Source organism: Candidatus Proelusimicrobium volucris (assembly GCF_959605025.1).
Lineage (GTDB): Bacteria > Elusimicrobiota > Elusimicrobia > Elusimicrobiales > Elusimicrobiaceae > Proelusimicrobium > Proelusimicrobium volucris.
Map to the genome: position 1 here is coordinate 364,195 of NZ_CAUHCY010000001.1, position 12,002 is coordinate 376,196.

A 12,002-nucleotide genomic window follows, 5' to 3' on the forward strand; every position below is an offset into this window, starting at 1 on the left:
AGCGAGTATGGATAAAAAACAAGCCAAAGAACTGGTAATAAAAACCGCACGATTTATAGACGATAAAAAAGCGGAAGAAGTAAAAGTATACGATTTATGTGGGCTTTCAAGCCTATGCGATTATATAGTTATAGGTACGGCTACGTCTACGCCGCATTTGGACGCTTTGGATATGGACGCCGGCACCGAACTTAAAAAAGACGGACTCTACAAAAACAACCGCGACGGCGGCCAAACCACTACTTGGCGTGTATCGGATTACGGCTATTTTATGATGCACATTATGACCCGGGCGGCAAGAGAATTTTACGCGCTGGACAAGATTTTCAGCTTCGGCAAAGAAGTGAAATGGCAAAAACCTAAAAAAACGGCTGCAAAAGCCGTAAAGAAAACGGCGGTAAAAACCGTTAAAAAGGCCGTCAAGAAAACCGTAAAGGCTGCGACAAAAAAGACAGATAAAAAAACCTTAAAAAAAGCGGCCGCAAAAACCGTAAAGAAATCAGTAAAAACCGCGGCAAAGAAAACTGCAAAAAAGACCGCAAAAAAATCCACTAAATAGAAGGGAAAGAGAATGCTCAGCAATTTAAGAAACAAAATACAAGACAGATTAACAAAAGATCCTTACTTCGCGGAGTTTGATATTCTGCCGCAAGTGGAATTCGCCCCCCCGCCAAGCCATATAGACGCCGACATCTCTTTGGTGTGGGCGATGGCCTGTGCAAAAGCGCTGAGGAAAAACCCTTTGGATATAGCAAAGAAAGCGGCAAAAGTAATCGAACAGCTAGACGAAGTGGCGCAGTGCGATTTTTTGGCGCCGGGATTTATCAACATAAAACTGGACGACACTTTCCTGGTGGAAGCCGCTCGCGACAGACGCCTTAAAGACAGGGCAACCGCCGGCACGCAAAACAAGGAAAAGATCTTGATAGAATTTGTTTCGGCCAACCCCACCGGGCCGCTGCATGTGGCCAGCGGGCGCGGTGCGAGCTTGGGCGACAGCTTGGTAAAAATACACCGCGCTTTGGGCATAGCCTGCGACGCGGAATATTACATCAACGACGCCGGCAACCAGGCGCAGCTGCTCGGCGAATCTTTAAAAGCCAGAGCGCAGGGCAAAGAGCCGCCGGAAAACGGCTACCACGGCGAATATCTTATAGATTTGGCCAAGAGAATACCCGAAGGCCTGCCGGAAAGCGAATACGGGCGCTTCGCGATGGAAGAAATTATCAAAACCCAGCAGGAAGACATGAAAGCCTTCGACGTTGAATTTACCCGCTGGTTTAGAGAGAGCGAATTGCACAAAGAAAAAGCGCTCGACAAAATTTTGGATTTACTCAAAAAACAAAATAAAGTCTACGAAAAAGACGGTGCCGTATGGCTCGGCACCAGCGCCGACCACGACGATAAAGACAGAGTCTTGGTGCGCGCCGACGGCAGGCCGACTTATTTCTTGGCCGATATAGCTTATCACAAAAACAAATATGACAGAGGCTACACCAAACTGATAGACATCTTGGGCGCGGACCATCACGGCTACGTGCCCAGAATGGAAGCGGCGGTAAAAGCCTTGGGTAAAGAGCCACACTCTTTTAAAGCGATAATACATCAACTGGTACACCTGATAGAAAACGGCGAAAAGGTAAAAATGTCCAAAAGGGCCGGCACCTTCATTACTTTAAGGGATTTGACTCAGGACGTGGGGCGCGACGCTTGCCGATTCTTCTTCGCGGGCAGAACCCCAAACGCGCACCTTAACTTTGATTTGAATATCGCAAAAAAACGCAGCAATGAAAACCCGGTGTTTTACGTACAATACGTACACGCGAGGATATGTTCCATATTCAATACGGCCAAAGAGAAAGGCTTTGAGCCTCTTGCGATGACCGAGCCGGGCAATATATCCAAACAGGAGAGAGCTCTCTTAAGCAAAATGCTGTGGTTTAAAAAGACCTTGGAAACCTGCGTAAAAGATTTAAGCCCGCATCATCTTACTTCTTATCTGACTGAACTGGCATCTCTGTTCCACGCGTTCTATGATTCTAGCAGAGTGATAGACGAATCGGACGAAAAAACCACTCGTTCGCGTCTGTTTACCTGCCAATTGGTACAGGAACGGATTGCAAAGGGGCTTGAACTTATCGGTGTCAGCGCGCCGGAACACATGTAAAAGCGTAGCCGATAAGCATTTAATTTGCAAGTGTTTTGTTAGTGTTTAAAATTATAGGAGAGATAATGAGAAAACATCTAATTCTTTTTACCGCCCTGATAATGGCGGTTTTGGCTGTTTTCGCAGCGGCTCCTTCTTTAAGGGCGCAAGCTCAGGAAGAGGAACCGAAGGGGATAGAAACAGCCAATAAATACTTCGAAGATCGTTTGTATTCCAAAGCGGTCGAGGCTTACAAGCCATTCTTGCAGTCTAAAGACAAGGACCTTAAATACGAGGCCGAACTAAAGACTGCGATAGCCTATAATTACCAAAATAAATACGATACGGCGCTTAGGCAAATATATTCCTATAAAGTGCCGGTTAGCAATCTCTGGAAGGCCAGATATTATTTGGTAAAATTAGCGCTGATTAAGAACAACATATATGAAGCGCCGGAAAATCAGGAAACCGTTACCGACCCAACAAAGTTCACTTTGGCGCAGAAAAACGCCGAAAAGAAAGAAATTCTTTCCAAACTGTGGGATATGCGCAAGAAACTAGCGGATATGTCTTATGACCTGAGCAAAGACTATATCTTAAACCCCCACTCTTATTACTCTTACGAAGATATCCCGCCGGCAGCGATGTATCCGACTCTGTTTGACTATATGGTAAAGGTATGGGAACAATATGCAACAAAACCCACCGAGGAAATCTATGAGGAAGCTTACAAAATAAAAGGTAAAGACCGCTCAACCGCCGCGGAGTTGTGGCACTTGGAACGCGTGGAAATGATACCCATCGACACAAGTGACTTTATCACTTTAAAAGCCAACTGGATGCAATATATATCCGGTATGACAAAAACCTATACCGACGCTTACGGCGTAAAGAAGTATATTTTCCAAGCGAAGGAAACTTTGCCCAAAGCCAGGGCAGCCTATTTAGCGGCGCAAGCCTTTAACAATTTGGAAATGTACGAGGACGCTGTAAAAACCTTGGATTATTGCACGGGCTTGGAGCTTAATATCATTACCGACGCATGTAAAAACCTTAAAAAGGAAATAACAGGCCCGCGCTTAGATTTTGGGGAGAACAAAACCAATGCGGCCCCCAATCAGGAATATCCCCTCCAAGTCTATACAAGGAATTTGGAAAAATTCTACATACACATATTTAAAGTAAATCCCGATAACATAAAAAAGCTGATACGTGGCAAGAAAAATGTTTCTATCAGGCAAAATGTTCTTAACGAATTGTCGTTAAACAAACCTTTGCGTACGCTGGGTATATCGGTGTCATACGATAAAAAATATGCCACCCATACCAGCGATATTATGCTTCCTAAAGAAAGCGCCGGCTTTTACGCAATAGCCCTTAGCCAGCAAAAGGAGTATTCTTACGACAAATCTGGAAAGAAGGCAAATGTAGAAGATTTTATCTTTGTAAATTACACAGATTTGGCCCTTGCAAGCACAAGTTACGCCAAAGCTAAAAACATTACGGCGCAAACTAGCTTAGGCAACTTCTACAATATTTACGCTTTAGACGCGAAAACGGGCTTGCCCAAACAAGGCGTTAAGCTGGAGCCCAATACCGGCAAGACGGTATATACCGGCAAAGACGGTGTAAAAGCCTTTGCCCAAAACAAAAACTTAAAAGGTTATAATCCTTTGTCAATCTTTGCCAGCAAAAGCGGCAATTACGCGATATTGGATGGCTTATGGTTTGAAAAGCCGCAAGTCCAGAAAAATTATTTGGCCTTAAATACCAGTATGTCCATATACAAAGCGGGCGACACCATTAAGGCCCAAGTAACCGCGGCCGAACTTAAGGGCGCGGCAGGTTATCTTTTGGCGGAAGGCAAAAACGTAAAGATATCTTTAAGAGGCCCCAATTACAATATTTTGGAAGAAAAAACCTTGAAGCTGGACGATATGGGATCGGCCTCTTATACCTACCGCCTGCCCAAAGACGCCATGCTTGGCAATTATAATATTCAGGCGAAAATCGATAATAATTACGCCTATGCCAATGTCAGCGTGGAAGCCTTTAAAACACCTACCTTTGAAGTAAACTTGCTGGACAATAAAGAAGCCGTAAAATTCGGCAATCCTTTTGAAGTAAAAGGCAATGCCATATATTATTACGGCCTCTATACGGCAGACGCTAAAGTCTCCTACACCGTAACCAAAGAAAATTTCTTCCCGATATTTTGGCGCGCCGCAAAACCGTTCAGCCCCACCGAAATAATAAAGGAAGGCGCAACTACTACCGGCAAAAACGGAGAATTCAAAATAACCTTTACTCCGCAGAAAGACGATGCCGTAGCTTTGAACCAATCAATACCGGTAAAATATACGGTAAGCGTATACGTAACCGATAAAGCCGGCAATACGATACACAGCGAAAAATCATACATAGCCAGCGCGAAAGAAAAATTCTTCGATATCGAATTAAACAAAAACTTCCTGCGCAGCGCTACGCAGAATCCTCTAACGGTAAAAATGACAAATATAAACGGCGAGCCTCTGAAAGGAACCGCGACCGCAAGGCTGTTTGAAGCGCAAGCCCCGGAAAAATGGGATAAATATTCGACCGACTTGAAAAAACAAATTAAAAAAGGCGAAATCATCAAAATAGACAAAGTCGAATTCAAAGACGGCAATCCGATACAATATATGGTCCCTCCTTTAAAGGAAGGGTTCTACATCATTGAATTTACTCCGCAAGGCAGTGAGGACAGCGTATCGGAAAACGACACTTTGCCGTTTTTGGTAGTCAATATTGATAAACCCGGCATATCTCTGCCAGAAAACACTATCCTGCCGGAAAACGATACTTATTATCCGGGCGAGACGACTTATATACTTTTAGCTTCGCCCAAAGCGCAGAGCAATAAATATGTGGAGGTTTATAAAGACTCTTTCCTGCTCAGCTCCAAAACTTTGACGCAGAAAGGGACTGCTTTATTAAAGCTGCCGATAAGTAAAGATTATCAGGGCGGATTTACGATAAGATGGTTCTCCGTATACGATTATAATATCTACTCCGGCAGTGCAATGATAAAAGTACCCTATGTAAACTCCAAACTGAGTTTGGAACTTTCGGGCACGGAATTTTCTCTGCCGGGCGGCAATAAGACCATCAGCCTGACGGTTTTGGACGAAAATAAATCCAAAGTAAACGCCAGAGCATTGGTGACGGTATACAATAAAGCATTGGATTATTACCGTCAACACTCCTTTAGCACTTTGGCGCCTTATGCAAAGGACTCAAAAAACGCATACAACGGTTTTGAATCTTCCTTAGATTTTTCAATGCCGGGTCCAATGCCAATACTCTACAATTCCGCCATGCCAAAAATGGCGATGACTGACATGCGAAGCGCCGGCGCCCTTAAATCCGCAGAGGAAGCCGCTTTCAGCGCGGACACAGTAGCCGAGGCAGAGCAAGCCCAAGGAGGAAGCGACAGCGTAAGTTTTAGAACGGACTTCGCGACAAATGCCTTGTGGCTGCCGGACTTGAACGTGAAGAATGGATTTTCGGAATTTACGTTCAAATTGCCTCAAAGCGCGGGCGAATGGAAAGTCCTCGCCGCGGCGTTTACCAAAGACGTAAAAACGGGCAAAACGGATTTCAACTTTATCACCAGGAAAGACCTTATGATAAATTTGGAGGCCCCCCGCTTCCTGAGAAACGGCGACGAAATACAGCTTCAGGCTATGGTAAGCAATACCACCAACGAAGCTATGCCGGCCGAGGTGAATTTAACCGTAAATCACAGCTGTGAGCAGGAGCTTGACAGCTGTCAAACGCTGGAATATGATACCAAACACATATTGATAGGCGCAAAAGGTCAAAACTTAGTTACCTGGAGCTTTAAAGCCCCGCAGGAAGGCAGTGAGGTAATGTTCTCGGCCTCGGCCAAGAACGCAGCCTTAAGCGACGGCGAAATAAAGACCGTTCCTCTACTTCCAAGCGAACAGCAGTTAAGTTCCAGCAGGACGGTAGTATTGAAAAAAGGCACAAACAAGCTTTTCTTGGGAGGAGTCGACAAAGACGCCAAAATACAGGCGGCCCACATCACGATTTCCCCCTCTTTGTTAATGCCGGTACTAAATGCCATGCCCTTGCTTACCAAAACGAGCAGGACTTCGGCTACCGCCGCGGCAAACGCTTACTTTACATTGTCGATATTCAACAAACTTTATAACGATTATCCGCAATTAAAGGAAGCCGCGGCAAAACTGCCCCAAAGAAGCAGCGTATCACCCGCTTGGAGCGCAAATGAAGAATTACTCTTAAATGATGTCGCCCAAAGCCCGTGGTATTTACTTTCAAAAGGGTACAATCAGCAACAGGCGGTTATAGACCTGTTTGACGCAAAACTGGTAGAAAAACAAAAACAGCAAGCGGAACAAGACTTGGCCAAATTCCAAAATCCGGACGGCGGCTATCCTTGGGTAAAAGGCGGAATGAGCAATATGTTCATAACGCTCAGCGTCCTTAACGACTTCGCCCAAGCCTATGCCCACGGCGTAAAAATAGACGAAACAACAGCCAAAAAAGCACTGAACTACCTGGTGAAGAATTATTCCGACAAGGATATAAATGTAGGCGTATATACCGCTTATATTTTGACGGCCTTCCCCAAAGAGTGGAACGCGAAAAGCTATGCTTTGGCTTCAAAAGCGATGACCGAGTTCGAGAAGAATCCTCTTCAAACTCCGCTTTCTTATGCTTATGCCGCCTCAATATACAAACGCTTGGGCGACATGGATAAGGCGAAGCTGCAAATAGAGAGATTGTTTGACACTTCAAACGCCTCAGACGTTACGGGGATATCCTGGACGATGGAAGAGCGCACTTGGCAGTGGTTTGAAGACGGTATAACCCTGCATGCGGCCGCCATACAGGCTTTAAAGGAAGTCGCGCCAGAAGACGCAAGAGTAGACGGCCTTGTAAAGTGGCTTATCTTCAATGAGAAAGCGCAAGCCTGGGGCAGCCCGCAAAGCGCCGCTAAAGCCGTTTACGCGCTTATGGGCATAATGCTCAAAGGGAATGTGCTCGACCAAACCAAGATATTCACCACCGAATGGAACGGCAAGACCAAAAAGATTACCGTAGAACCTTATGACTTGGATTCTTCTTCCTTGACGATAAGTGTATACGGCGACGAAGTAACGCCCGACGTCTTTAAAGCGGCGATAAACAAAGCCGTCCTCACGATGGAAAAACCCGTAGAAGATTACGACGATTATGCTACTATAAGCGCGCTGTTTACGACCTCCGCGCCCACGCAGGCTTCTCAAGGCGGTTTGATAACGGTACAGAAAGACTATTATCTGATAAGGGACGGCAAGGCTTCCAAACTCAAGGAAGGCGACGAACTCCAGCAAGGCGATGAGGTTGAGGTGCGCCTTACGGTCAAGAGCGAATCCGCCTTCGACTTTGTGGTCTTAAGCGACCCTAAACCCGCCGCCTTCGAAACCGACGCGCTTTTGTCGGGTTGGAAATATGACGGCCAGCTTAGCAGATATGAAGAGTTAAAAGACAATGTAACCAACTTCTTCCTGCAAAATCTGCCCAAAGGCACTTATGAGCTTAAATATACTATGCGCCCGACCGACGCGGGAACTTTCACTTCCGGCGCGGCCCAGCTGCAAAGTATGTATATGCCGGAAATAACGGCCCACAGCGCAGGGTTTAAAGTTAAAGTAAAATAGTCTTATAAATTCGACGAAACCGCCCGTAATCTTTACGGGCGGTTTTTGTTTACTGCGCAACAGACCTGCCGGGAATTTTTATTTTACCGCGACTTGAACGGGAATAATCGCCCTGCGCCAAAAGCGAAAATGCGCTTAGAAATACTTCCCATTCTTTTCAATAAGCAGAGCTTCCCGAACTTTAAAGTTAAAAAATTAAAGCCTATATACATACCCCTGGAAATTGATAATATACTCGCGCAAATAAGATATTGCAAGAAGGTAAAATTTAATATAATAAGAATATGACGAATTTAATACTCTTGCTTGCAAGCTATTTGATAGGTGGCATACCCTCAGGTTATTTGATAACAAAAAAACTTAAAGGGTTTGACATCAGGAATTACGGCTCCGGCAACCCGGGCGCGGCAAACGTGTACCGAACAGTGGGGAAATGGGCCGGTATAAGCACGTTTTTATGCGACGCTTTTAAAGGCGCGCTCGCGGTTGAAATGGCGAAGTATTTCGCCCCTTCATCCGAATATATGCCCTTAATATGCGGCTTTGTGGCGATATGCGGACATATGTGGACGATATATCTCAAATTCCGCGGCGGCAAAGGCGTAGCGACTTCTGCAGGCGTATTCGGCGCTTTGTTGCCGATACCTACGGCAATAGCGTTTGCCTCTTTCGTCATAGTGGTATGGAAAACCGGCAGAATTTCGCCCGGCTCCATATTGGCGGCGATAGTACTGCCGATTGCCAGCTTTCTTATAGGGGATTACCCTTTAGGCTACAGCTTAGTATGTACAGTAGTCGGTATAATAGTAATCTACAAACATATACCCAACATTAAGCGTATGCTTAACAAAAGCGAACTCGCTTTTGAAGACGGGGCCAAAAAAAATGCAAATAAATAAAATAACGGTTTTAGGTGCGGGCGTATGGGGCAGCGTTATAGCCCAGCATATAGCCAAGATCGGCTATAAAGTTACGGTATGGGAATATTCGAAGGAGTTGCTGGCAAAAATAAAAGACAGTGACGGCCGTCACCCCCATATACCGGATTTTAAATTTCACGATAATATCACTCTTACCGGCAGCGAGGAAGATGCCGTAAAAGACAGCGATATGCTGGTGTTTGTGATATCATCTAAAGCGATAAGAGCTTTCTGCGCCAAAATCAAACCGATTTTAAACGGGCGGGTTATCCCCGTAATAAGCGCGTCAAAAGGCTTGGAGGATAAAACCTTCAAGACGATGTGCGAAATCATAGAGGAAGAACTGCCCCAGCTTAAAGATTATGTTTTTGCCTTCAGCGGCCCCAGTTTCGCTTTGGAAGTGGCAAGGAATATCCCCACCAAAATAATCTTGGCGGGCCATAACGGCGTACTTATGAGCGAACTTAAAGAAAAGTTAAGCGCTCCACCAGTAATACTTGAAACATCTTTCGACAGACGCGGCGCGGAATACGGCGGCGCCATAAAAAACGTAGTGGCGATAGGCTGCGGCTTATTAGACGGTATAGGCGATGGTGCCAATACAAAAGCCGCCCTTCTTACACAGGCTATGCAGGAACTTAACGCCATAATGTTAAGCCAAGGCTGCACCACCGAAGCGGTTTACGGTTTATGCGGACTGGGTGACGCGGTACTGACCGGTATGTCAGCCATATCAAGGAACAGAAGACTCGGCGAGAAGCTGGGCCAAGGCTTAACTTTGGAACAGGCCAAAGAACAGGTCGGGACGATAGCGGAAGGGGCCAATTCCGTCCAAAGCGTATACGATTTAATACAAAAAAACAAACTCAACTGTCCGGTAATAACGGCTATTTGGAAAATTGTAATAAAAGGAGAAAAGCCGTCAGTACTGATACAAGCGTTGGGTTTTTAAAAGAATTTTACAGACACGGAGGAAACTCACATGAATAAGGAAGATATAATACAGGAACTCTCCAAACACCTTTTTGATAAGAAGCAGGCCAAAGCGGCTGTGGAAAATACCATCAAAATAATGAAGGACGCCTTAAAAAAAGGCGACAAAGTGGTTTTATCTAATTTTGGGACTTTCAAGACGAAGGAAAGCCGTCCCATAAGTTTAAAAAACCCCAAAACTGGCAAAGAAATACCCGTACCGGCCAAGACGCGCATAAGATTTAAAGCGTCGGAAAATATCTTAAAGTAAAATATGAATATCGAGGAACTGCAAAACAAAGAATATTTTACCATAGGCGAAGTATCCAAACTTTGCGGTATCCCCGAATATACCATAAGATATTGGGAAAAGAACTTTAACCTGATAAGGCCGATACGCAAAGAGAGCAGACATCGCCGTTATACCAAAAGCGACATAAACACCATATCAAAGATAAAAGAACTTACACAGCGCCATAAAATGACTTTGGAAGGCGCAAAAAAGCATCTTAGCAAGTATATGGCGTTGGGCGCCAGGCCGAAAGAAAATAGGAGTTCTTACACGGTAAAAGATGTAAAGTTTTTAAAAGAAATAAAAGAAACCCTTTCACAAATCATTAAAGAATGATAAAATATAAGGGTAAGGTAAAAACAGGCACCGGTTTTTACCAGCAGGAAACTAATCGGGGAGTGGCTTAGTGGTATAGCGCTCGCTTGGGGTGCGAGAGGTCCCGAGTTCGATTCTCGGCTCCCCGACCATTTAAAATATTTACATACAAAGAATAAACGGGGCGTAGCGCAGCTGGTAGCGCGCACGGTTCGGGACCGTGAGGTCGTGGGTTCAAATCCCGCCGCCCCGACCATTTAGATAGGCTCTTCTTACGAAGTGTCTTTTTTATTGCCTTATCAACGATAATTACTTTGATAATAATGAAATATCAAATTATAAACTATATCTGTTTTTTTATACAACCTAAAAAATACTTTTTTACTATTTTTAACATCTATTATATTAAACAACTGATAAAGCATTTTCCCTATTTTAGCTTTATAAGCCCATTATCACATAGATAGACTTTGGCGGATAAATTTCATATTATTAAAGTAGCAGATTATGCTAACATTCTATCCAGGAGACTTCTATGAAAAAACTGTTTCTTTTGCTGTTGTGTTTTTTATTGCCTTTAACGGGATGCGTCATAATTGAAGACAACTTCCCTGAACTTTCCGAAACAAATACTCAAATGTATGACGAATGGAAAGAAATTACATTTAAAAACCTTACCGGAAGCGAGAATTTGGTTATCAGCCGCAATTCTCAAGACGAAAACAGCCTCAATATTCTAACGCCCGACTATAATCAAGACTTTTTGGTAGTCGTATTGCTTGAAACAGATTGTGAAAAATCCAAGTTAATGGCACCATATCTTAATGAAATAGCAACGCGTATTGTCCCTAAAGCCCACGGTATGAATTATGTACCGGTATTCTTGGATATTTATCAAGATTCTCCAAACAAAAATATACCTTGGTTAACCGGCCTGTACAATGTAAATTTCTTTATGAATGCCGTTACCGTATGTTCTGATAATGCCTGTCAAGATGTGTTTCTCCCGCTGGGCACAAAACCTTCAACGGCAAGTATTTACGTGGTAGATACGCATAATATTGCAAAAACAAAAAAAGTCTATTCTTGGAACTTAACAGAAGATCCGCAGGTACAATCCAGGAGAATGGAAACCGCATTGGCTGAAGCCTTGGGATTGGAAATAATAACATTCGACCCGCCAACCGTAGATGATTGGGAGGACGCCAATTAAAGCCAATATCTAATTTGCAAAAGCAATAAAAAAGCCGCTTTCAGATAAGCGGCTTTTTTCTTTCCAAAGAATCATCAGGATTTGAGGTCCCTAATTTATATCTAAATACAAAATGCTTTATTTATAGATGAATAAATATCTGGCCTTTGCCCTACAAAGCAAAAAGATTTTTAAATAATTTCAGCTTTTCTTTTCGCATTGGGCAAAAATTAATGTTTCAAAAAATTAAGAATATATCCAAACTTTATGCGAATGCGTGAAGATTTTATATTCACTTGAAAATTTATTAAACAATCCCTTAACATATTTACCGGCTATAATATTTCTATGCTGAGTAACATAGTTAAAGAAGCCCAAGAAAAAGAGTACTTAATCAAGCGGGAAACATTCCCGGACGAAGACCTATCTAAAAAGG

8 protein-coding genes and 2 tRNA genes are annotated in these 12,002 nt (G+C 43.8%); all 10 read left to right on the top strand.

All coding sequences use genetic code 11. The features are described 5' to 3' along the window. The first annotated feature begins 7 nt into the window (after positions 1 to 7). The 10 genes from rsfS (at position 8) to ACQY3M_RS01840 (ending at position 11,587) form a co-directional block, all read left to right on the top strand. Positions 8 to 559, top strand: a complete 552-nt coding sequence (rsfS, locus tag ACQY3M_RS01795; protein WP_428065669.1) for a ribosome silencing factor — start codon at positions 8 to 10, stop codon at positions 557 to 559. 12 nt (positions 560 to 571) lie between these two features. After that, a complete protein-coding gene (gene argS / locus ACQY3M_RS01800; protein WP_428065671.1) occupies positions 572 to 2,167 on the top strand; it encodes an arginine--tRNA ligase in 1,596 nt (531 codons plus the stop codon). Between the two features lie 65 nt (positions 2,168 to 2,232). Then, entirely contained in the window at positions 2,233 to 7,875 is a 5,643-nt protein-coding gene (locus tag ACQY3M_RS01805; protein WP_428065672.1) for an alpha-2-macroglobulin family protein, read from the top strand. A 284-nt stretch (positions 7,876 to 8,159) separates the two neighbouring features. After that, positions 8,160 to 8,774 (top strand): glycerol-3-phosphate 1-O-acyltransferase PlsY, encoded by a 615-nt coding sequence (plsY, locus tag ACQY3M_RS01810; protein ID WP_428065674.1) that lies wholly within the window; start codon positions 8,160 to 8,162, stop codon positions 8,772 to 8,774. Then, positions 8,761 to 9,747, top strand: coding sequence for an NAD(P)H-dependent glycerol-3-phosphate dehydrogenase (locus tag ACQY3M_RS01815; protein ID WP_428065676.1), 987 nt, complete (start codon positions 8,761 to 8,763; stop codon positions 9,745 to 9,747). Before plsY ends, ACQY3M_RS01815 begins: the two co-directional genes overlap by 14 nt. A gap of 30 nt (positions 9,748 to 9,777) precedes the next feature. Beyond that, complete coding sequence (locus ACQY3M_RS01820; RefSeq protein ID WP_428065678.1) at positions 9,778 to 10,038, top strand: HU family DNA-binding protein; 261 nt, start codon at positions 9,778 to 9,780, stop codon at positions 10,036 to 10,038. A gap of 3 nt (positions 10,039 to 10,041) precedes the next feature. After that, a complete protein-coding gene (locus tag ACQY3M_RS01825; RefSeq protein WP_428065680.1) occupies positions 10,042 to 10,395 on the top strand; it encodes a MerR family transcriptional regulator in 354 nt (117 codons plus the stop codon). Positions 10,396 to 10,451: 56 nt separating this feature from the next. After that, a tRNA-Pro gene (locus ACQY3M_RS01830) sits at positions 10,452 to 10,526 on the top strand. A gap of 28 nt (positions 10,527 to 10,554) precedes the next feature. Continuing rightward, a tRNA-Pro gene (locus ACQY3M_RS01835) sits at positions 10,555 to 10,630 on the top strand. A gap of 279 nt (positions 10,631 to 10,909) precedes the next feature. Then, entirely contained in the window at positions 10,910 to 11,587 is a 678-nt protein-coding gene (locus ACQY3M_RS01840; protein ID WP_428065682.1) for a hypothetical protein, read from the top strand. Positions 11,588 to 12,002: the final 415 nt, after the last annotated feature.